The organism is Paraglaciecola sp. IT1134, from assembly GCF_058068185.1.
On the sequence record NZ_CM176486.1, the window covers coordinates 1,277,509 to 1,300,316 of the forward strand.

Annotated in this window: 20 protein-coding genes; 16 read left to right on the top strand and 4 right to left on the bottom strand. The window is 45.7% G+C overall.

Annotation, left to right across the window (positions count from 1 at the left end; genetic code table 11):
• Positions 1-173: 173 nt before the first annotated feature.
• Positions 174-1,580 carry a DUF945 family protein gene (locus tag AC3RV5_RS05520; protein WP_489730959.1) on the bottom strand — a complete coding sequence of 469 codons (1,407 nt, stop codon included), beginning with the start codon at positions 1,578-1,580 and terminating at the stop codon, positions 174-176.
• Between the two features lie 255 nt (positions 1,581-1,835).
• On the opposite strand from AC3RV5_RS05520, the gene AC3RV5_RS05525 reads away from it, so the two are divergent.
• The 9 genes from AC3RV5_RS05525 (at position 1,836) to AC3RV5_RS05565 (ending at position 9,985) form a co-directional block, all read left to right on the top strand.
• Positions 1,836-2,165 (top strand): hypothetical protein, encoded by a 330-nt coding sequence (locus tag AC3RV5_RS05525; RefSeq protein ID WP_489730960.1) that lies wholly within the window; start codon positions 1,836-1,838, stop codon positions 2,163-2,165.
• A gap of 484 nt (positions 2,166-2,649) precedes the next feature.
• On the top strand, positions 2,650-2,964 hold the full coding sequence (locus AC3RV5_RS05530) for a DUF3718 domain-containing protein (protein ID WP_489730961.1): 315 nt from the start codon (positions 2,650-2,652) through the stop codon (positions 2,962-2,964).
• Positions 2,965-3,776: 812 nt separating this feature from the next.
• Positions 3,777-4,601: a LytR/AlgR family response regulator transcription factor gene (locus AC3RV5_RS05535; RefSeq protein ID WP_489730962.1), complete on the top strand. Its 825-nt coding sequence runs from the start codon at positions 3,777-3,779 to the stop codon at positions 4,599-4,601.
• A gap of 275 nt (positions 4,602-4,876) precedes the next feature.
• The gene (gshB, locus tag AC3RV5_RS05540; protein WP_489730963.1) at positions 4,877-5,839 is read left to right on the top strand and encodes a glutathione synthase; all 963 of its coding nucleotides are present in this window, start codon (positions 4,877-4,879) and stop codon (positions 5,837-5,839) included.
• Positions 5,840-5,875: 36 nt separating this feature from the next.
• A complete protein-coding gene (locus AC3RV5_RS05545) occupies positions 5,876-6,433 on the top strand; it encodes a YqgE/AlgH family protein (RefSeq protein WP_489730964.1) in 558 nt (185 codons plus the stop codon).
• Positions 6,434-6,487: 54 nt separating this feature from the next.
• On the top strand, positions 6,488-6,925 hold the full coding sequence (gene ruvX / locus AC3RV5_RS05550) for a Holliday junction resolvase RuvX (RefSeq protein ID WP_489730965.1): 438 nt from the start codon (positions 6,488-6,490) through the stop codon (positions 6,923-6,925).
• 49 nt (positions 6,926-6,974) lie between these two features.
• Positions 6,975-7,499, top strand: coding sequence for a TlpA family protein disulfide reductase (locus AC3RV5_RS05555; RefSeq protein ID WP_489730966.1), 525 nt, complete (start codon positions 6,975-6,977; stop codon positions 7,497-7,499).
• Positions 7,500-7,631: 132 nt separating this feature from the next.
• Positions 7,632-8,861 carry a phosphoglycerate dehydrogenase gene (serA, locus tag AC3RV5_RS05560; protein WP_489730967.1) on the top strand — a complete coding sequence of 410 codons (1,230 nt, stop codon included), beginning with the start codon at positions 7,632-7,634 and terminating at the stop codon, positions 8,859-8,861.
• A gap of 188 nt (positions 8,862-9,049) precedes the next feature.
• Positions 9,050-9,985, top strand: coding sequence for a sugar phosphate isomerase/epimerase family protein (locus AC3RV5_RS05565; protein ID WP_489730968.1), 936 nt, complete (start codon positions 9,050-9,052; stop codon positions 9,983-9,985).
• Positions 9,986-10,049: 64 nt separating this feature from the next.
• Here AC3RV5_RS05565 and AC3RV5_RS05570 read toward each other — a convergent pair whose 3' ends face one another.
• Entirely contained in the window at positions 10,050-10,739 is a 690-nt protein-coding gene (locus AC3RV5_RS05570; protein ID WP_489730969.1) for a YceH family protein, read from the bottom strand.
• 153 nt (positions 10,740-10,892) lie between these two features.
• On the opposite strand from AC3RV5_RS05570, the gene AC3RV5_RS05575 reads away from it, so the two are divergent.
• Positions 10,893-11,816, top strand: a complete 924-nt coding sequence (locus AC3RV5_RS05575) for a histone deacetylase family protein (protein WP_489730970.1) — start codon at positions 10,893-10,895, stop codon at positions 11,814-11,816.
• A gap of 77 nt (positions 11,817-11,893) precedes the next feature.
• Here the strand turns inward: AC3RV5_RS05575 and AC3RV5_RS05580 are convergent, their stop codons facing one another.
• The gene (locus AC3RV5_RS05580) at positions 11,894-12,070 is read right to left on the bottom strand and encodes a DUF6435 family protein (protein ID WP_489732101.1); all 177 of its coding nucleotides are present in this window, start codon (positions 12,068-12,070) and stop codon (positions 11,894-11,896) included.
• 214 nt (positions 12,071-12,284) lie between these two features.
• Between AC3RV5_RS05580 and AC3RV5_RS05585 the strand changes: the two genes are divergently transcribed.
• On the top strand, positions 12,285-13,349 hold the full coding sequence (locus tag AC3RV5_RS05585) for an alkene reductase (RefSeq protein WP_489730971.1): 1,065 nt from the start codon (positions 12,285-12,287) through the stop codon (positions 13,347-13,349).
• 67 nt (positions 13,350-13,416) lie between these two features.
• On the opposite strand, the gene AC3RV5_RS05590 is transcribed toward AC3RV5_RS05585, so the two are convergent.
• Complete coding sequence (locus AC3RV5_RS05590; RefSeq protein WP_489730972.1) at positions 13,417-14,079, bottom strand: peptidylprolyl isomerase; 663 nt, start codon at positions 14,077-14,079, stop codon at positions 13,417-13,419.
• Positions 14,080-14,326: 247 nt separating this feature from the next.
• Between AC3RV5_RS05590 and AC3RV5_RS05595 the strand changes: the two genes are divergently transcribed.
• The 5 genes from AC3RV5_RS05595 to AC3RV5_RS05615 all read left to right on the top strand — a co-directional run bounded on the left by AC3RV5_RS05595 (position 14,327) and on the right by AC3RV5_RS05615 (position 22,803).
• On the top strand, positions 14,327-17,986 hold the full coding sequence (locus tag AC3RV5_RS05595) for an ATP-binding protein (RefSeq protein ID WP_489730973.1): 3,660 nt from the start codon (positions 14,327-14,329) through the stop codon (positions 17,984-17,986).
• Positions 17,983-18,606 carry a hypothetical protein gene (locus tag AC3RV5_RS05600; RefSeq protein WP_489730974.1) on the top strand — a complete coding sequence of 208 codons (624 nt, stop codon included), beginning with the start codon at positions 17,983-17,985 and terminating at the stop codon, positions 18,604-18,606. The genes AC3RV5_RS05595 and AC3RV5_RS05600 overlap by 4 nt, the downstream gene beginning before the upstream one ends.
• On the top strand, positions 18,603-19,865 hold the full coding sequence (locus AC3RV5_RS05605; RefSeq protein ID WP_489730975.1) for a hypothetical protein: 1,263 nt from the start codon (positions 18,603-18,605) through the stop codon (positions 19,863-19,865). Before AC3RV5_RS05600 ends, AC3RV5_RS05605 begins: the two co-directional genes overlap by 4 nt.
• On the top strand, positions 19,865-20,749 hold the full coding sequence (locus tag AC3RV5_RS05610) for a DUF7281 domain-containing protein (RefSeq protein WP_489730976.1): 885 nt from the start codon (positions 19,865-19,867) through the stop codon (positions 20,747-20,749). Before AC3RV5_RS05605 ends, AC3RV5_RS05610 begins: the two co-directional genes overlap by 1 nt.
• Positions 20,750-21,042: 293 nt before the next feature.
• A complete protein-coding gene (locus AC3RV5_RS05615; protein WP_489730977.1) occupies positions 21,043-22,803 on the top strand; it encodes a monovalent cation:proton antiporter-2 (CPA2) family protein in 1,761 nt (586 codons plus the stop codon).
• The last annotated feature ends 5 nt before the right edge of the window (positions 22,804-22,808 follow it).

Genomic DNA, 22,808 nt, shown 5'->3' on the forward strand with positions numbered 1-22,808 from the left:
ATTTATGCTGTGTTATCCAAGATCAATACATTATCGCTTGAATAAAACGACGCGCAGTATAAGCAGTTTTAAATTGCTTGTCATCTGTTTGCTACTAATTCAATGACGGTTTGCCTAAAAAATGAACGAAACGCTTGTTCCTGCCGCATTAGGCGGGGCTAACACCCTCTTGATCAGTTTATGGGTAATGGAATAGGCTGGCCGTTCAATTTTGCTTGGCCGTCTGCCATTGAAAATGTCGTTTCAAAGCCAGTAGCGGTTTGTTTGAACACACTACCCTGCAGCGCGTCGATGAGTGTCGCGGCTTGTTGACCGGCATAGTCATCCAGTTCCTGTTCTGAGTATTGGGTGCTTTGCGGGGCGAGCCGGGATTTTATTATGTCTTTGGTGATATACGTAACCACTTCTTCGTCTGCGGTAACGGAAGCGTCAGCCACAAGATGTGACAACCAAAACTGGCGTTCAAATAACTCCACGGGCAGGGTGTCTACCGCCGCTATTTTTGTATGCAGCTGAGCGCTAAATTCACCTTGGGGCAGCTTGACCTGTAATCTTGATATATTTAATTCCGGACTTGCCTGTAACTGAACGAGCAGGTGCTGCTGCAGAAAACTTTGCAGCTGTTGCGGTTCTTGACCCGATGGTAGAAGTTGCATCTCGGCGATATAGGCCTGGTAAGCTTTTATAAACTTGCCATTAAGATGGTTGAGCTGAATGTTAAGTTGTAACTCCTGGGCACTTATATCCCCAGCGCTAACCAACTTGGCGGCCATGGCTAATTCTAGATTGGCTAATGTATTGTTTTCATTGGCTGTGGAGGTTGAAGTCAGTTGTAGGTCGTCAATTAAAACACTTTGGGTATCGACAGGACTGCTCAAGGTGAGCGTCTCGAAATGTAATTGCGAAAATGAGTTGTGTAACAAGCCAGCAAATATCTCAGCCAGGCTGGCCTGGGCATCGAGATTGATACGTGCGTTTTTCATTTCAAGTTTGGCCAATTCTAAGTTGAGAATGAGCGATTCAGTATTGCCGTGATAACTGAACTGTAATGGGGAATAAGTGCCGCTGCCCTTCCAGCCAGAAAAACTGCCTTTTGCTAGGGTGGGCTGGGCACCGATTGTAAAGGGCTGCAAGACATCGGAAAAACTCGACCAACCTAATAAATCAGTGGTACTGCTAATTTGGTACAAAGGCGCATTGTCTGCAAATAAAAGCACTGAACGCAATGACTCTCCTGACGCTTCTATGTGCCATGTCAACCAGGCCAAACTGGGTTGCGGGGTCAAAACTATGGGTCCGTGTTCGGCGCTAAAATCTAAATTAAAGGTCGTGGTCTTCGAAGATGGCAGAATTGCGGGACCTTGCTGGGGTAGATTCAGCATGATTGATACTTCAATGGTGGCTGTGGTGTTAAACCAGCCTGACGAAATCTTGGTTATTTTAGCGGAATAAAACGGATTGTTGTCAATATAGGCAACGGTATTAGCTAAGTCGTCGTGCACCCGCCCAGAAATGATTTTGGGGGCGATGAGTGCCCCACTTAGTAACAGGATTAATAAGGTTAAAAACAGTTTTCTCATGAATATACGTCCTTGTTACTAAATTTAGGCTTATTCGACAGGTGATAGTCTACCTGAAAATTGCAGTGCAATACCACGCAAGATCTGTGACTAAAAAGAGATGTTGAGTGGAATGAATGGCGGATTTTTGTTGTAGCAGAGGTCTCAAAGGTGCCAGAGTCATTAACAAAGATGTGCAAGGGGAAATAAACTTTGTTATCTTTCAGTTATAAGTGAGCTATCACTCACACTCTTTGCTTCACAATGGAGAACAAGATGACCGAAAAGCCATTTTTAGTTAGTGGTCGTAATACCCTTATTCATAAAATCAGAAAATTAGATCTACTGGTTATTAATGGTGAGGACAACCCGCCAATTATCGTGACGCATAAGAACATCAAAGAATATACCGGCCCCATTCCCGATAATAAGCGTGATGCAAAAATGTTAGATATGGAACTGGTCGATGTCACCGTGGGTGATGTATTTGGGGAAGAAAAAACTTTATTATTCATTCAAACCATAAACGGTAAAGAATACAAAGTGGATTACAGTAAACACGGTACGCCACTGTTTATCAAGATCCACCAAGATAACGCCTTTTAGGGCGTTTCCAAGCCAGTTATTACGCGTGCCCACTTATTAGCTAACGAACATAGATCGAAAGCGCATATACAAGGGCACTGCACCGGAAAATTGACGCTTGTACTGCAATCGTCTTGTATAGTGCCAATTCGCAATTCGCAAGTTGCACTAACCAATCCCTGATATCCGCCGTTACCTAAATTCAGAGTCGTTAAATAAAGCTAATTTCGGCTTATTATTCTCTGACGATGTATACCTAAGAGTGGCTTTGTAGGGGCTAAGATTTGCCTGATTGATATTTTGAATGTAACAAAATAAATTATTTTCGCGCCCAAAACTTGATTCCAGGAGTCGACTGGCCCTGGTTTTTCGCCTATCCATCGATTTATCTCATATGCACGCCGTTTAACGATTTTGCCCTAACTTTGTCACTTTTATTCTCTACTTATTATCTGACCTGGCCCGATTATGGGCTTATTTGGATAATTTCCTAAGGGGAAAGAAGATGAAAAAATTAATACTAGTTAGTGTGTTGAGTCTGGGCCTATTTACCGGGGGGTCAGCTCACGCCAATTATATCTCTCCAGAGTTGGAAAAGTCATTAGTGAGAATTTGCGAGGCGATAAAAAGTGACAGCCGCATTAGGTTACATGTAGCGATAAAGGACAGTGGGATAGATGTCAGGCGTATAATGAAAGGCCTGGTCTGTAATGGTCAAGACCCAATCAACTTTGCGCGTTCTAATCGGGCGAATAAAACCGGTCAGTTATTAGCCGCGAGAGTGAATGTAGATTACTCACAAAAGCTGGCCAAGCGCTAATGCTAACTTGCACTTGGCCAGCAGAACCAGTAACGATTTTTTGACCTTACACTTTGTGGCCTGATGTAGCTGAAATGCAGACAAATCAAGTCATACCATGGGGGCGGTATTTCGTTCTATTGTGGTCGTTCGTTACGGTTTCACTGTGGTGAGCTTGTTGGCGCCAATATCACTGGTTTTTTAGCGAGGCAATAACCTTGCGGTGGGCAGATACCTGGTTTTACCCCATCATTTGCACGTTTCATCACATAATTGCCATTTGGAAATATTGTGGTCCTATACTTTGCATGTCGGCGTAGTGACCCGACCTATATGTGTTTTTTAAACATGTATTGTTTCCTAGATCAGCTAGAGGGTTATGTTGCAAAACATAGCCCTCTACTTTTTTACAGTATTTCTTCCCGTTTTTAACTTTTCCTTTACTAAGTCTGCATCAAAAAACTCTGCGCTGCCAACTGCATGTAATTTATCTTTTCAATTTTTTAAAGTGTTACGACGACTAACTAAATCAATACTGATTAATAGGCGCAAGAGTGGCCGACGGCTAGCCAACTTTTTTAGACTGGTCAGAAAACTGTGTTCACACGTTATTCGCGCCTCTCATTCTGAATAAGTTGTTACATTTCGGACTTGCAGTCACTTCAGCTTAAACAGATAGTAAATCTACATTTAATGAAAAGTTTACTGAGCTGCAGCTGGCTTTCGTCGGTTTGAGAAACATCTGTGAATGACTATCAAGAGGTTACTCACGGTTGACCTATGCAAATGTGCAAAAACCAGCAAGCTAACAGTGTGTAAAGGGGAAGGGCTCTATGGATCCCTTGTGTGTACTAGTGATTGATGATGAATGCTTGGCTCGGGAAAGTTTATCCTTGCATCTATCCTCTCACCCAAATCTCAAGATAATCGGCAATTGTAAGAATGCGAAAGACGCCTTATTAATCATTGAGCTCAGCCAGCCAGATGTGATTTTTTTAGACATTGAAATGCCGGGTATGTCTGGTATTGAATTGGCTCAGCGACTGCGAGCCGAGAACAATGTGTGCAAACTGATATTTGTCACCGCCTTTCGTGAATACGCCCTTGAGGCCTTTGAGTGCAAAGCAGTAGATTATCTACTCAAACCTTTCTCTGATGAACGCTTAGATCAATGTATCAATACTTTGCTGCAAACATGCGATGAGGGACAAACCATGCTGCAACATCAAAAACTGGATGAGTTGTTGTATCGCAAGACAGGTAACTCGATTGACAGTTTCATCCATAATCTGGAGGTCTCTACGCAAAGCCAATTGAGTCAATTGCAACAGGTTATTTCTCTCAAATGCGGTTCAGAATGGGTTAGGGTCAAACTTGACAGTATCTTGTGGATCGAAGCCGCTGGAGATTACATGTGTGTGCATACGCAAGATGGTAGTCATATCATTCGTAAAACCCTCAAACAACTGGAAAGTGAACTGGATAAGCAACATTTCCCCCGCGTCAGCCGTTCGGCAATACTTAACACGAACAAACTGACCCGCCTCACGCCTAATTCAAACGGTGAATACATCGCCCACTTGTGTAGTGGTGACAAGGTAAAGGTTGGTCGGAAATATCGTTTTCACCTCGAAGAGTTTTGTGCCGAAATTCGTTGAAATCGGCGTGGTCTATTCATCTGTTTGGGATCCATCGCTTAAATTTTACGCTCAAATAATTTGCGCAACTTAAACTGGCAGTGACAAAGACCTAACAAGGTTAACCGTGTAATCGTGGTGTTTATTACTTTTAGGCCAGTTATTTCCACTTATTTGCTAGGCTTTGTCAGTTCAGTGCTTGAATTTAGCCGAATCACCTCAAAATTACGGTAATCTATCTTTTTGCCGTTGCGATTACCGGACCGGTATTGTTTTCTATTTAATAAGGAATGACATTGAGCATTAAACTTGGCGTAGTGATGGATCCAATTAGCTCCATTAATATTAAAAAGGACACCAGTTTTGCCATGTTGTTGTGTGCACAACAACGGGGCTATGAAATTTATTATATGGAAATGTCCGATCTGTATCTGCAAAATGGCAAACCTATGGCGCAGATGCGCTCATTGAGCGTACAGCAAGATCCCGAGCAGTGGTTCAAGCTTGAAGCCTCAGAGGATAGAGGGTTAGCCGAGCTAGACGTGATTTTAATGCGCAAGGATCCCCCTTTTGACGGCGAATTTTTGTATGCCACCCAAATGTTTGAGTTAGCGGAGCAAGCCGGCACATTAGTCGTCAATAAAGCGCAAAGTTTGCGTGATTTTAATGAGAAATTATTTACTTCCTGGTTCCCGGAGTTAATTCCAGATACCTTGGTCACCCGCAAAGCGGCTCTAATCCGCGAATTTCATCAACAGCACCAAGATATCATCTGCAAACCCCTGGATGGCATGGGGGGAACGTCGATATTTAGAGTTAAAGCGGACGGTAACAATCTGGGGGTGATCATCGAAACCCTGACAGAACTGGGTACCCGCTATGCCATGTTTCAGCGCTATTTGCCTGAAATTGCCGACGGTGATAAACGTATTTTAATCGTTGACGGACAAGTGGTGCCATATTGTTTGGCTCGCTTGCCCCAAAAAGGCGAGACCCGGGGAAATTTAGCTGCCGGGGGCATAGGCCGAGCACAACCCTTGTCTGAGTCGGATCGCCGTCTTGCACAAAGTATTGCGCCCTTGCTGGTTGAAAAAGGCCTGATTTTTGTTGGTCTGGATGTCATTGGCGATCGTATCACTGAAATCAATGTGACCAGCCCCACCTGTGTGCGGGAAATTGAAGCCGCCTATGATGTAGACATCACAGGTATGTTATTTGACGCCATCGAAAAACGGCTTATGGTTAATACTAATCGTTAGTATCAACACACCGCTGAAGGAGAAGTTGTAATCAATATGCAAAGTTTGCAAAATTATTTACTGGTCGCCATGCCCAGCATGCAGGATCCGTATTTCTCCCGATCTGTGACCTACATTTGTGAGCACAACGAGCACGGTGCTATGGGGCTGGTGATCAATCAACCCGTTGGCATGAGTTTAAAAGAGCTCATCGGTCAGACGGATGAAAACGCCTTGGTGGATGATGATAAGGCAGAGGATATCGTACTGGCCGGAGGACCGGTCAGTCAGGATCGCGGCTTTATCCTACACACTTCCCAACCGGGCTGGAGTGCCAGTATGGAGCTCACTTCAGAAATTATGGTGACTACATCAAAAGATATTTTATCCTCATTGGGCAACCAAAACGGGCCCGCTAAATCCCTGATCACACTTGGCTATGCTGGCTGGTCGGCAGGGCAGCTAGAAGAAGAGATCCAAGCCAATTCATGGTTGATGGTCGAAGCGGATTTGGCGCTGTTATTTGAGGTTCCTATCCACAAAAAATGGGAAGCGGCAGTACAAAAACTGGGTATAGATATTTGGCAAATAGGTCCGGATATGGGGCATGCATAACCCATTGGAAGTGGGCATTAACAAATCAACTTACCATATGACGGGCAAACCCCTATGAGCAAACTATCCCGGCGCACCGTATTGGCCTTTGATTTTGGCACCAAAAGTATCGGTGTGGCGGTGGGTCAGGAAATCACCGGCACGGCTTCGCCGTTAAATGCTATTAAAGCCCAGGATGGTATCCCCAATTGGGATCTGGTTGCCAAGTTGTTTGAGGAATGGCAGCCGGATATCGCTCTGGTTGGTTTGCCACTGAATATGGATGGCAGTTATCAACAAGTGACTTTTTCGGCTAAGAAATTTGCTAATCGCCTGAATGCTAAATATCGACTACCGGTTGAAACCTATGATGAACGCCTGACGACTGTAGATGCCAAAGCGCGCTTGTTTGAAATGGGGGGCTTTAAAAAACTCGACAAACAAAAAATTGATAGCGCCTCAGCCTGTTTAATTTTTGAAAGTTGGATCGCGGGACAATTACTTGAAAGATAATCTTGCTAGAGACTATCTTGTTTGTATCTGTATTTATTAGCTGAATATTATGCTGTCTCCTAGTTTAACTACCCGTTGTCTGTCTGTTTTTCTGGCCTTACTCACCCTAACGATTTCTGGGCATGGGCAAGGGCAAAACGAAGAGCACACAAGCGCCTTGCCTTTAGCGCCTGCCTGGTCGCTGTCTGACGAAGCTGAAATGCTGGTACAGTCCACAGATTTTGCCGGCAAACCGCTTATTCTACATTTTTGGGCCACCTGGTGTCCTTACTGTAAAAAGCTACAACCTGGGTTGGACAAGTTGTATCGTCAATATCGCGCCCAAGGTTTACAGATGATAGCAATCAGCATCATGGAGGACGGCGATGCCAGCCCCCAGGCTGAGCTAGAGGCCAGGGGAATGTCTTTTATTACGCTGGTTCACGGCGAAAAGGTAGCCCAGCTTTTTCACGTGCAAGGCACACCAACTACGGTTTTTATTAATCGCCAGGGGCAAGTGGTGGTCAGCACTCGTCTGTCGGATCCCGATGATCCGCGATTCGAACAAGTGGTCAAATCCCTACTAACTAACTAAGTACTGCAGTATGTAGAAAATTTATGCATGTTTTTAACTGTTATGCTTTCTTCTGGAGACGAGTTCTGCTATTTTCTCTTGCAAATAGACGTCCAGATGTCTTAAATTTCCTTCATCAATTTGGATACCTCAATGAGTAAAGTTTCGCTGCCTAAAGACAAAATCAAAATTTTATTACTCGAAGGGTTACACCAGAGTACCTTGGATACCTTAAGTGCTAACGGTTACGAGAATATCGAGTACTTAAAGACATCCTTAACTGAAGACGAACTGATTGAAAAGATCAGAGATGTGCATTTTATTGGCATCCGGTCTAGAACCCAACTCAATGAAAATGTGATAGAAGCCGCCAGTAAGTTGGTGGCGGTAGGCTGTTTTTGTATTGGCACCAATCAGGTCGATCTGGACGCGACCCAAAAACGCGGGATCCCGGTGTTCAATGCCCCTTTTTCTAATACTCGTTCGGTGGCTGAATTGGCTCTTGGGCAAATTATTTTGTTGCTGCGGGGAATACCGGCAAAAAATGCCAAGGCTCATCGAGGGCAGTGGGACAAAAGTGCCGTCGGCTCATACGAAGCCAGAGGCAAAACCCTGGGCATTATCGGTTATGGGCATATCGGTACTCAGTTGAGCATTTTGGCTGAACACCTGGGCATGCGGGTCCAGTTTTTTGATATAGAAGATAAGCTGGTCTTGGGTAACTCCACACAGGTAAAAACTCTGGAAAAGCTGCTTAGTACCTCTGACGTAGTGAGTTTGCATGTACCGGAAACCGCGCAAACCCAGAATATGATCGGTAAAAAAGAATTAGCCTGTATGAAAGACGGGGCTATTTTGATGAATGCCGCTCGCGGCACTGTTATCGACATTCCTGCCCTGGTAGAAGCATTACAAAGTGGTAAATTAGGCGGCGCGGCGATAGATGTCTTTCCCGTGGAACCGCAATCTAACGGTGGAATATTTGAATCACCCTTGTGTGCTTTTGACAACGTGATTTTAACACCCCATGTCGGAGGCAGTACTCAGGAAGCCCAGCAAAACATTGGTATAGAAGTGGCAGGTAAGCTGGCGAAATATAGTGATAATGGCTCGACTTTATCGGCGGTTAACTTCCCTGAAGTCTCTTTGCCTGAGCATAAACAACGCTCGCGTTTGTTGCATATTCATAAAAATACTCCAGGTGTATTGATCCAAATCAACCTGGCGTTTGCCGAGAAAAATATCAACATCGCCGCCCAGTACCTGCAAACAAATGAAAATATTGGTTATGTAGTGGTGGATGTAGAAACCGATGATGCCGCAGAAGCTTTTGAACAACTTAATTTAATTCCCGGCACCATCAAAACCCGGATCTTGCATTAGAGAGTTTGGCTCCATACAAAATGATAACGAGTGAAGCGACTGTAACAAGTCGCTTTTTTTTGGCCCTGATCATTTTTTTACAGTCTGAAGGTCGCTATCTTGGGTAAGGTGTAGCCTACACCTTGCAACGATAGTCATTCCGGCACAGACACTAGGCTGAAATGTATTAATTCAATCAACATAGGAACATGATGAAAGCTAATCTATTTACTAACTTTTTATGCCTGGGGCTAATACTGCTGGGGATAACATCTTGCACCGACAATAAAACCGAATCCGGCCAGACCGCGTCTCGTCAGACCGCGTCTCGCCAGACCGGGTCTCGCCAGACCGAGTCAGTTAAGCTCCCCAGGATTAGTGTCCAACTATGGTCAGTCAAAGATGAAGTACAGCGGGATTTCGATGGAACCTTAACCATTTTGGCGGACATGGGCTTTGATGGTGTTGAATTTGCGGGTGAATTTGGTCCCTATGTCGACAAAGCCAAAGCATTAAAAGTGTTTCTTGATAGTAATGGTTTACAGGTAAGTGGTGCCCACGTGCCCTTTGCCAAACTTGATGCCGATAATTTTGCCAGTACAGTCGCGTTTTATCAAACTATAGGCTGCAAGATACTGATCATTCCTTATGACAAACGTGCGTTTAGCCCGGCCGGGATAACACAACTCGTAAAAGAACTTAATCAATTATCAGCAAAACTGGCAAAACACGACATGCTGATCGGTTATCACAATCATGCTCAGGAATTCAACGAGTTTGAAAAAGCCACTTTTTGGGACTTTATTGCCCAATCGACCAATAAAAACGTAGTTTTACAGCAAGATGTTGGCTGGACACGTTACGCTGGTAAAGATCCAGTTGAGTACGTGAAACGCTACCCTGGACGTACACTAACCACACATTACAAAGCGAAACTTAGCCAAGATAACCAAGATAGTTTGGGTAAATTGCCGATTATCGGTCAAGACAATACCGACTGGCTGGCACTCATCCGGGCAAATATCGAAGTGGGTGGAACTCAGTGGTTTGTTATCGAACAAGAAGAATATCCTAATGACATGGCCCCACTGGAGGCGGTGAAAGGGTCTAAACAAGGCTTGGACAATTATTTACAAAAATTGTAAAGACAGGTTTTAATTAAACGTTCGGCCTAACCTGTAAACAGGCACAAGGCCGGGTTCTATCATCTTATTTTTCTAGTATCTTTATCATCAGGCGTAATTCGTCAATCTGTTTGCCAAGGTCAATAACCTCAGATTCCAGCGCGGCGATACGCTCCAAATCATTACTATCTAAAGGGGCGCCCCTTCTCAATACAGACGTACCTCCATCTTTGCCTTGTGTCTCGATTACTGAGTTGCTTGTGTCAGGTTGCATAGGGCAAAATTGTTGTATGTAACGGGCTTCACGTTTACCTGCTTCTCGCTCAAGGCGCCTGACCAGTTGTTCCCCATCGATATCCTGTAATGTATTGAGCACACCTTCGAGCTCGTCAACATTGGCAAATCCCGCCAAACGCTGGGTCCGGGTTCTAAGTTCTCCCGGGGTCTGCGGGCCGCGTAATAACAATACACAGAGGAGAGAGACTTGTTGTTTACTTAGCTGCAAATCGCTGAACTGGGTATTGCAAAATCGGTGTTTGTATTTGATTACCCGGCTTGCGCTTTGCTCCAGGATGAGTTTTTTTTCACTAAGCTCATCCAGCGTTGCCTGTACCTGTGACTCGCTGAGATCCATGACAGGCTCGCGATTACTCTTTTGGTTACACGCGTTGGTGAGGCTATTGAGCGACAAGGGATATTGCTCCGGTGTCGTCACTTCTTTTTCGAGCATGACACCGATAACACGGGCTTGATTAGGGGATAAATTAAGTAGCAAAAGAACTCCTTGAAAACTAATGGCATGGGTTGGGAAAAGGCACAACATCGCCCGTCTATAAGATACGATATTCTAAGCCTTTAGTAACTGCCTGGTTTAATACAGACAATATTCACTAGATTTTCAAGGGGATTAGTGTGTAATAGGCAGTCTATGGATCATTCATTATCAAGCATTATCCCGCTGGTTTTTCACCCTATTTACAGCCAGCTTAGCTTGCCCCACAGGCACCGTTTCCCTATTGAAAAATATCAGGGCATAAGGGATCGTTTAGGGCAGTTCGGAGTCGCCGATACGGCGTTCAATCAGCCCCAAGCGTTGTGTTGGGAAGAATTGGCTAGTGTTTATAGCCCGGATTATGTCAGGCAACTTAGCCAGGGACATCTCACCCCCGAGGCGATGCGGCGCATCGGCTTTCCCTGGTCTGAACAACTCATTCTACGCTCATTGACTGCGGTGGCAGGCACTGTGTTGACCGCCAAACTTGCTTTGGTATCAGGCACGGCAATCAACCTGACAGGAGGGTATCACCATGCGTTTGCCAATTTTGGTTCCGGCTTTTGTTTGTTTAATGATTTGTATGTAGCGGCCCTTAACATGTTGCAGAGCCCCGGCATCGATAAGATTTTAATCTACGATTGTGATGTGCACCAGGGAGACGGCACAGCCAAATTGGCGGCGAATAATCCTCACATTTTTACTGTGTCGATCCACGCAGAAAAAAACTTTCCTCATATTAAACAATTATCGGATATGGACTTTGAATTAGTCAAAGGAACAGCAGATTCAGAATATTTAGACACAGTCGATAGCGCTTTGCATTTGGCACTAAATACCTTTGTGCCCGATGCCGTGATCTATGATGCTGGTGTGGACATTCATGTGAATGACGATTTGGGCCACCTGGATATTTCAACTCATGGGGTATACCAGCGAGATAAACTGGTCTTTGATGTTTGCCGGGCTAAGGGGTTACCCGTTGCCGCCGTGATAGGTGGGGGCTATCAACGTGATATTGCCGCTCTGGTAGATGTGCACATGCAACTATTTTACGCCGCAGGAGTGATCGCTAAGTAGCGGCGGAGCTGTTAAGCCTGCACAAGGTTAGAGCGTTATTTCGGTCTAGAGATATTGCTACTCGCCCAGCTGAATTTTTAAGTTTTGTTGATCTCTAGCGCCTGAATTTTCTCCCACAGCGCTTCTGCCTCTGCGGTTAATGTAGCGTAACTGCGCATATCTCCTTTACGCTGCGCCAGCATGGCTTGAGTGGATTTTTGGGCGTAAGTTTTACGTAACTTTTTACTAGGGTCTGATTTGAAAAAGCCGAACAGAATTATCCTTTATTAGTTGCGTATCAAATACTACAGCTTTATCGGCCTATTTGATCAATTTCTAACAATAAGAATGCGCCGCCACGGGCATGATAAAGGTTGAAATATTCTATTTATTCGAACTTTAACAGCGAATTAATGCGTTAGTAAGGCAGAGGATTGTCCCAATATCACTAGCAACTAACTTTTTAACCGGTATTTTTACGGAGTTTTCATGAGCAATTTATTTGATCCTATACAACTGGGTGATGTGACCCTGGCCAATCGTATTATTATGGCCCCATTAACTCGTGGCCGAGCGGAAAAGGGTCATGTGCCCAGCGACATTATGACAACCTATTATGCCCAGCGCGCCTCTGCGGGTTTGATTATCAGCGAAGCGACTATGATCAGCCAAGGCAACTCTGCCTTTATCAATGAACCCGGGATATATTCCGATGCACAAATTGCTGCTTGGCAAAACGTCACCCAGGCGGTTCATCAGGATGGGGGCAAGATCTTTTTACAAATCTGGCATGGTGGCAGAGCCTGTCATTCGAGCTTAAATGACGGCGCCCAGCCGGTTGCCCCCTCTGCGATTGCCATTGATGATGAAATACACACTCCTGATGGTAAAAAGCCTTACGAAGTGCCCCGAGAGCTTAACGCAGATGAGATACCCGCTGTGGTGCAAGCTTTTAAACAGGCGGCGATAAATGCCGAAAAAGCAGGTTTTGACGGCGTTGAAATACACGCAGCAAACGGCTATCTGCTTGACCAATTTTTGCGTGCTAGCGCTAATTTGCGCACAGGGGATTATGGCGGCTCGGTTGAAAATCGCGCCAGACTGTTACTGGAAGTGGTCGATGCGGTGGTTGATGTCCTAGGAGCCGGACGGGTAGGGCTGCGAATATCACCGCTTAATAGCTTTAATAGTATGCGGGATGACGACCCTAAAGGTCTGGTTGAATATTTAGCCAAACAACTCAATGGGCGAAATTTGGCTTATTTGCATTTGATGCGTGCGGATTTTCTCCAGCAACAGCACGCTGATGTGCTCAGTGTTGCCCGGGAACATTATACCGGCAACCTTATCGGCAACATGGGTTATGATTTTTGTGAGGCAAACCAGGCGCTGGCTGCAGGCACTTTAGATGCCATTGCCTTTGGCAGTTTGTTTATCAGTAATCCAGATTTGCCCAAGCGGTTTGCCCAAAATATTGCCTTAACAGAGCCAGACCAAGGCACTTTTTATACTCAGGGCCCCGAGGGTTATATCGATTACCCCAAAGCCTCTTAGGACCGTAGTTATAGGAATTGAAAAACCATGCATCGCATGGTTTTTTTTGCATTGAAGTTAGCCCTGTTTAGTCAGTATCTCTGATTAACTCGATATTTATGATTTTGACAGGCCTGGCTAATATTTGCCCGACTACGTAAGCATTGTCCACCTCTGCTACCTGGCGAGTCTGCTGGATATTTTTGACTACTTCCATGCCTTTAATGACTCGCCCAAAAGCCGCAAATCCCTGGCCGTCTGGATTACGTTTGCCGCCAAAATCCAGGGCGGGTTGTGAGCCAATGCAAATAAAAAACTCGTTGGTGGCGGTATCAGGCTCTCCCCGTGCCATAGATAGCGTGCCATCCAGATGGAGCAGACCAGTTTGTGCCGTAGTTTCCAGGGGGACCGGCGAAAAATCTTGGTGTTGCGGGTTAGCCCGCCCTTGAATAACGGCAATTTTGGGATCGCCCTGATCATTGTCCGCTCTGACCACCCGGTAAAAATCACCGCCCTCAAACGCTGTATCCTGAATGTAATGCATAAAATTGGCAGCGGTAAGCGGTGCTTGCTGTACATAGAGTTCTATTTCTATGGGGCCCGCCGAGGTCAGGATCCGGGCGTTGACAATGCCCGATTCAATTTGCTTGTTAGCTACGGCTTGATAACAGACTAACAACATAAATAAACACAAGGCTAAGCCTGTTTTTAAACGGCGTTTGCAATGCAGGTAGAGCGAATAAGTAAACATCGGTAATATTTCCGGGATCGAACTAGGTATCTCGGTTGATAATAACTGAGTTTCTTGCCTTTTAGTTCGTGCCAGGGAAATTCAGAATTTTAGACCCTTGAGTTTCTCCCAGGTTTCTAGCAGCGTTGTTCAATTTAGCCTTTAACTAAGGTATTAAAAACGCTGAAAACTGGGTAAAATAAGTGATTTACAGTGAGCTTTGCAGCCGTGCTGAACAGCCGCTTAAACCCGTGATTGAAGGAAGTTTATGCCTGGGTTACACCGTATTATTCTGATTAATTGTCATCTGCCCGGTTTTGTTGAGCTTGATGTTAATGGCCACAGCAATATTTGTGGCACCAACGCCTCAGGTAAAACCACGCTACAGCGTCTCGTTCCGGTATTTTATGGTGAGCTACCTAGTAAAGTGGTGCCGAAAACCCGTAAAAAGTTTGACGAGTTCTATTTACCCCACAACAATAGTTATCTGATTTACGAATATCAGCGTGAAGAAGGTCAGCTCTGTCAGGTGGTATTAACCCGTAAAGGCAGCGAAGGGGTGCAATACCGCTTTGTCGATTCAGCTTATGCCAGTGAGCAATTGTTGCTTGAAGGAGATAACCATCAGGCCCAAGCCATGTTGCCTGAACAGTGGGTTAAACAGCTCAAACAGCTCAATATTGACTATTCACCTAAAATTCAGGCCACCAGTGAATATCGTAGTATTATTCAAAATGATCCCGCTGTTGGTTTAGCCAATAGAAAAGAAAATACCAAATTGCGCCAATTGGCCGGGCGTTATAGCCTGGTGGCGGCCAAACATCGTATCCGGCATATGGAAAAACTGGTCAGCGCGGTGCATGCCAAAGAAGGTAAGATGGATACGCTGCGTACTATGCTGGCCGCCATCTTTGAAGAAGATGGTTTAGTGCAGCCTACTACCACAGTTAAAAATACCAAAGCCCGTGATTGGATAACCCAAATGCGTCAGACCATGCGTTTGCAAGGTTTGCATCAAGAGTTTCAACGTATTGAACGCCAAGGTGAGCAGTTAAGCACTTTTGAGCATCATTTGCGCCAGTTAAAACCACTATTGCTGGCAGATAAACAACGTCTAACCACCGAAAAGGCCGATGCCGGCGAACAGGCGGGTCAACTGAAAAAACGCCGTCAGGAAGATAAAAGTGCCTTCGAACAACACGAGAATCAGCTTAACAGTGAAATAAGCGAAAATGACGCCCAGCTCAGTGCCAAAAATACCAGGTTAGACAATATTCAAGGCCAGTACGACAGGTACCTGGATTCTGATTTGGTACAGTTGCAAAAAGATACCGACAATCTGCCGCTTTGGCGTGAAACGTTGGAAGAAAAACAACAGCAGTATCGGATTTTGATCGACCAGCACAACGATCTCGCTAATCAACTGGAGCAGCAGAAGCTTAAGTTAGCGGAATCCTTAGAACGTTTGGCTCACAAAAACCAGACTAAAGCTAAAGGCATCAATCAACAAAAAGAACAACTGCGCCAGCAACAACAGAACAAAGAAGGAGAATTACGCAGTCAGTACGATCAGCGTAAAGATCAGCAAGCACAAAACTTCGAGCAGGCTTTGCAGGCGTTACAGCAGCAAATCATGCAACTGGAGTATCAAGTCAAACACCCCACGCTCAATGCACAGGAGCAGGATGATCGAGAATTAGCTGAAACCCGTCTGGCGCTAGCACAGCGTAACTGGCAGCAATGCTCCGCGGCAAAAAACCAGGCAGAGCAAGCTCACCGCCACGCTCAGCAAAACCGTGATGCCATAGACAAAGAGGTCAATCAAGGGCGCCAGCAAAGTCGTCAGGCCAAAGATCAACTGCAGCACTTATTTAAACAGTTAAACCCGGAACCGGACAGTCTACGCCAGTTTTTGCGTGACACTCAGCCGGGATGGGAGCAGGGCATAGGTAAATTGATCCATGAGCCTTTGTTAGAACGCAAAGATCTGGCACCTCATTTGGTCGCCGAGCAAAACAGTGTGCTGGGCATAACACTTGATCTTAGCGTGATTGATGCACCGGATTACGCCCAGGATGAATTAGCCTTGAGGGATCGCCTGGAGCAGGCCAAAACGCGTCTGGAACAAACGCAACAGGCTCAACAGAAAATTGAAGCGGTCTTTGCCCAGCAGCATCAAGAAACTGAACGGTTAAGAGACAAGATGCTGCAGCACAGCCAACTGTTTGACGCCGCAGAACAAGAAACTCAATTTGCCACAACCAGCAAACAGCGCCTGGCAGAGTCACATAAACAGCTATTGAGTCAGCGAGCACAAAAGGCCAAAGATGCACTAGGGGAACAACAGCAGTTAAAAACTAAGACCTTGGACGATAAAAGCCAGGCCTTGACCAATTTAAAATCAGATTTTGAAGAACAATTGCTTGAATTTAAAGCCGGTTGGGCAGCGGAGCTGAGCTTGTTTGACGAAACCCTACATGAGCTAGAACGCCAAATTGACGACAAACGCGCCGGTAATCGCGAACAAATCAAGCAGTTGCAGGATGCCTTTAATCAAGAACTGGCCAATAAGGACATTGACCCCAATACCCTCAAACAACTGAAACAGCAAAGTGAACAGTTGCAAAATGATATTCAGCGGATTACCTCCCGGCGCGACGAGTTGCGCGAGTACCATATCTTTATGCAAACAGAGTGGCAACAGCAGCGCCCCGAGTTGCTTGAGCAAGAAACCGCGCTAAAGTCTCAACAACAACAGGTTAAACAGCGTTTAACTACCCTTAAAAGCGAATACCAACAAAACCAGAATAACCTGTCCCAACAAGCCGCGTCTGCCGAGCAAAAAGTACAAGGCTTAGTGAGTCTGCTGGCCGATATTGAGCCTATGGTTAACCAACTTAATCAGTTGGTCTTGAGTTTTAGTGGCACCCAACAGCAAGACATTCAGATTGGCGATATACAAGAACGACTGCAACGCTGCAATGAAACCCTGGAGAGTCGTAGTCGGGCCGAACGTAAATTAAAAGAGTTACTAGATGCCTTTGAAGCTGCCTTGGGCAAAGATTCCGGGCGTGATTTTTTAGATACCATGAACCAAAGTTTTATGCAGTTGGACGAACATGCCGACAGCCGGGATAAACTGCCCATACTCGGGCGTTTGCTGAGTATTCTGGACTCTCGTCAGCGCCAGATAGTTGAACAGGGAGAAACCATTGGGGGGGATCTAAATAAATTCTTTACCGTGTTTAGTGACATCAATCGCAAGATATCCCTGCAAAGCAAGCGGCTTACGGATGAGGTGGCAGATGACCTGGTACTTGATGGCATCGCCCGCTCAGAGGTCAAAATTATATCCACCGTGGATGAACTGAATTTTTGGACACCCTTGCGCCGTTTTTCCAATCAGTATACCCAGTGGCGACAATCCGGTGATTTTTTACCTCACGAAGACTACCTCGACAGCCTGGCGGATGTAGTAGAGGTGTTGCCCAATGACACCAACTATTCCATTGAATCACTGTTACGCCTGGAGCTACATTTGAACGAGGGCGGGTCAGATTTGGTGATCAAAAATGATCGGCAACTGCTTGAATCTTCCAGTCACGGCATGGCGTACCTGATCTTATGCAAATTTTTACTGGCCTTTACCCGTTTATTACGTAATAAGGCGCAGATCACGGTGCATTGGCCGATTGATGAAATCGGTACCTTGGCTTATCACAATGTGGAAAAATTGTTCAGCGCCTGTGACGGTAATCATATCGCCATTCTAGGAGCCTTCCCCAATCCTGAATCCGAAGTGTTAATGTTGTTCAAACATCGTTATTTAATCGATAAACAGAAACAAGAGTTGCAGAAAATCGAACCCAAGTTAAGTCGTATTACCCAACGTTTGCAACAAAGCCGAGCTCAGGAGAAAAGTGCATGATAGAACATGGCCCTTTACTGGAACGTTTGCTCGAAGGCGCATATATTTGCGGCGTCACCGACGAACATGCTTACCATAAATTGCAAGACGAAAACGTGCGTGACGAGCTTAATCATTTCTTACGGCCCCTAAATCGACGCATTGCCCAAAGCGAAGATGGCAGCGTGTATTTTTTGGCCTACCATGATCTCAACGACAACGCCAGACAGCGGATTAGCCAACAGTTTAATCTGACGATCCAGTCTTTGTTACCCATGTTGGAATGGATGCAACTGGTGCAAGAGGCGTTAGGGCGCGACGGCGCCCTGACTGCGGGAGACACTATCAAATTACAGGAATTTTCCCTTAAGGTGGAAGACAATCAATCGCTGCGTCAGCGCCTGACGCAGTTGGCCACAGATCGAAATTTTAAATCCGTTAGTGAGCAGGCAGATACCCAAATCAAGCAGGTTTTTAAACGCATTAAAGAAATGGGTTATTTATACCAACCCCATAAAGATCGCTTGTTTTATATAGTAACCGGTAAAATTGAACAACTGATCGAGCTGGTGCGTTTTATCAAAGACGAAGAAAATTTGCCGATAGATGAGGACATTCCCGACCAAGGAGCGATGTTTTGAGCATCAAAGGCCAGGGGATTGAACAAAACCCCATCGTTGCCCTAGGACGGGAGCGCCTAATCTTGCTGGGTAAACATGCAGAAGCCTTGATGCAGAGCTATGCCACAGGGCATATAGATGAAGGACAGTTTAGCGCTAATACCTTGGAAAAACTGATGCAGGCGCGCATATTATGGCGCCCGGATGAGCAGCAGCCGTTAAGTTTGCGGCCCAATGTGAGTGAATTGATCGCCAGCCTGACCCAGGATGAGCGTAAACGCCAAATTAATTCCGACGTGGCAGAACATCTGGATCAAATCCACACCCGGGTACAATCTTTCCTCGCCGCCAGACAAAAAGCGGACTACGGGGCAAGTGAACATCATATGCAACTGCTCACCGAGCGAGTACACGATATGGTGGGGCAATTTGGCGAAGCCATAGAGAGTCTGTGGCACCGTCTGAATACAGAGTTTGGCTTTGTCAGTAGCCTGGATGACAAGATCCGCGAAATAGAACTGGCGCAAAAGCAGCTGCGCAGGCTACTGGACGGGTTTGCGGTAATTAACTTTGATGAGCTGATCTTATTAGCAGGCAGTGACGGTGCCCTGCGCAAGCTGTTGGTCAGTCAGTTGCAAGCACGCATATCTGAACACTCAGGCTCGTTGCTGGAAGTGCAAAAACGTCTGGTTTTGCTTATGGGGCGTTTTCGCTTACAACAGGAGCGCGCACAGTTGGTTAGTCGCATGAGTGCGTTTTTACGCCAGCACCCCAACTTTCAGGTGGGGGATTATCCCAACCGTAGTCATGTGCCCAAAATAGTCAATCAAGCCGCGGGGATCATTCCTCAAGGATTTATTGCCCTGGATCGGGCCCAAGATAACCATGTTTTGGCTGAACTGGTCAGGCACATTCCCCGAGAACCGTTGCAGCCTATGCAGCAAAGCCCGGAACAAGAGAGCTTCAGTACCCAAGAGCAAAGTACGGTGGCTAATCACCAAAAGGCTCTGGCCACAGATGTTGAAAACCTTTTCATCGCCGTGGTCGATAGTACCGAGATGCAAAGTGCCTTAGGGTACTTACAACAGCATAGTTTGTCCTGGGATGCGGAAATCTGGTTATTCCAGGTGGTTGCTGAGTATGAAAGTATGGCGTCGGTGAGCAAACAAAGTTTTCATCTGCAAAAAATTACCCGTCAGCACAGCCAGTTTAACCAGCTGCAAATTATCGAAGATGTGCAATTAGGTTTAAGTGTTTTCGGGGATTTCCAGGCAGCCTGATGATGATTGATTTAAGCCCCAGGGCGCGCAAGAAATTGCAGGGGCAACGTGATAGTTTGATGATGACAGATGCAGCGAAATGCGCCCCTAATCTACTGTCTACACAAGAAATACTTGTTTGGTGCGATCACGCTGAGATTGTACCCGGTAGGTTAATCAGCCCTAAACAATATCAATTTTCTCTAAAGGGCATGGCTCAAATTGAGGAAAGGTTGATCGCGGAAGGCTTCAGTCCCTTAGATACGGATTTTCGCCAGTTGGATAGAGTCGAAGCAGCGCGGGTTGATGTTAATGAAAAACGCGCTCAACTCCGCCCCACCGCCCATCTTCTATTAGTGGCCGTTACGCAAGGTGAATTGTGCCAGGTATTTAATCAGACCTTTTATCCCAGCCCACAGTGCAATATCGAAGTGGATGTTGATACTCTGCAAATTTCCCGTTACGACACCTTGGTGGTCATCGAAAACCGCGACAGTTTCAATGACTGGCATAAATTCAATAAACCAAGTGCATTACATAATATGTTGGTGGTGTATCGCGGTGACAAAGTACACTCCACTGCGTGTAAAGCGTTGCGGGCTCGATGGTTCTCTGAACAACCCCAGGCGCCTATGTTTTATTTCGGCGATTTGGATTTAGCCGGAATGCGCATAGCCCTCAGCGGTCATTATCACGGATTACTCTTGCCCACTCAAGCTTGGTTAATAAGTCGTTTGATTAGGCATCATTATCCTGACAAACAGTTAGGATTTAGAGAAAAGCTTCGCCAGCAGTGCCCAACGGGTTGGCGAGCGTTATTAGAGCTGATACTCAATCAACGTGCAGGTTTGCGTCAACAATGGATGCTGGAGGCCGAACTGACGATATATTGGCGTTTAACTTAGTTGTATGTGTTTTAAAATTACCCTCAGAGCAATAATAAATACTTGCTGAGCATAGGGCCCGCCCCTCAATATATAGGGAATAGCTGCACTGCCCGCCATGTTGCTTACACCAGCCCCTGCTTAAAAGCTTCAATGACAATAATAAAAATGTTTCCAATTGTGGCGCGTTGGTATTTAAAACAGTCTTACACCGAAAAATAGATCTGCGCTCGTATACTTCTAACCATTAATCGTAACTCTGAGAAAGGGCTCTGCTATCATCCTTCAATAGGGTAACAAAGAGGTAAGTCAGAATGAGTTTATTGGGCTCGGCGGTGGTGTTCTTGGTGGCTGCAGTGGTGGCAGTACCCATCTTTAAAAAGTTAAAACTTGGGGCCATCTTGGGTTACCTGGTCGCCGGGGTATTTATTGGCCCGGCAGTGATGGACTGGGTAAACGACCCTAAAACGATTTTACACTTTGCTGAACTGGGAGTGGTCTTTCTGTTGTTTATTATTGGGCTAGAGCTTGATCCCCAGCAATTATGGAAGATGCGCAACCGAATATTAGTGTCAGGTGGTAGTCAATTGGTATTCAGTGCACTTTTTATCGCCCTGATGGCGCATTGGATCCTAGCACTGCCTTTGCTAACTGCGGTTATTGTTGGCCTTTCGGTAGCGTTATCCTCTACCGCATTTGCGGTGCAATTAATGGAAGAGCACAGGGTACTCAACAGTCCCCCTGGGCAGCAAGGTTTTGCTATCTTGCTCATGCAAGACGTAGCCGTTATTCCTATTTTGTTGCTGGTGGAAAGTTTATCACCCGGCGACGTAGAGGCAGGCCCCCAGTGGTGGGTCAGTGTTTTAGCCATTTGTTTGGTATTAATCGTCGGCAGATTTTTAATTAACCCTTTACTGAAGTTGGTCTCCCTGTATGGCAATTCAGAAGTCATGACGGCGGCCGCCTTGTTGATCGTGATAGCCACCGCTTTGTGTATGCAACAGGCGGGCTTGTCTATGGGAATGGGAGCCTTTGTAGCCGGAATTTTGTTAGCCAATTCAAGTTTCAAACACCAGCTGGAAACAGAAATAGGGCCGTTTAAAGGCTTGTTTCTGGGGTTGTTTTTTATTGCCATAGGCATGAATCTTAATTTGGACCTGTTGGTGTCAGAGCCTGGGTTTATCTTACTGGCAAGTGTGGTGTTGGTGTTGACCAAAACGGTAATAATTTACCTAATTTTACGTGGGGCTAAGCAACAGGGCACAGACGCCATGCGTATTGGATTAATGCTGTCCCAGGGAGGAGAGTTTGCCTTTGTGGTGATGGCACAGGCCGCAGGAACGGGCTTACTTAGTGAGCTTGTCGCCGACCAAGTGACCCTGATAGTGGGCATATCCATGGCACTGACATCCCCCGTGGTTATTTTGCACAGTATCTGGTTTAACAGTAAAAACTGCCCCGCAGTTTATGACACAACAGCCGATGAAAATGAACCCCGTGTTTTGATTGCTGGCCTGGGACGATTTGGTCAAGTTTCGGCGCGGATCTTAACCGCAAACAAGATCCCTTTTATCGCACTTGACAAAGATGCCGAACAAATTGAGTTTTTGAAAAAATTTGGTAGCAAGGTATTTTACGGTGATGCCAGTCGCCTTGATATATTGCGCACAGCAGGGATAGGCAAGGTGAAACTTATATTGGTCGCCATTGACAATGAGCAAGAATGCCAAAAAATTATTCGTCTGGTGCGTGAACATTATGCACACATCAAAATTATTGCTCGGGTCCGTAATCGTATGGGGGCAATACAATGTACTGCCTTAGGAGTACATCACAGTGTGCGGGAAGTATTTTCTGCCGGGTTAGATGCTGCCGAGTTAGTGCTGAAAGAAAATGGCTATAGTGAAGTAGATGCTCAGCGTCTGGTGAGCTTATTTGCTGCACATGACAATAATTTAGTTAATATTAGTGCGAGCAAGCAATTTGATTTGCAACAATTAATCGACATCAGCCAACAAGGCAAAAGTGATTTGCAGTCCTTATTTGAGAGAGACAAAAAAGGACTGGATCTCTAGTTCTG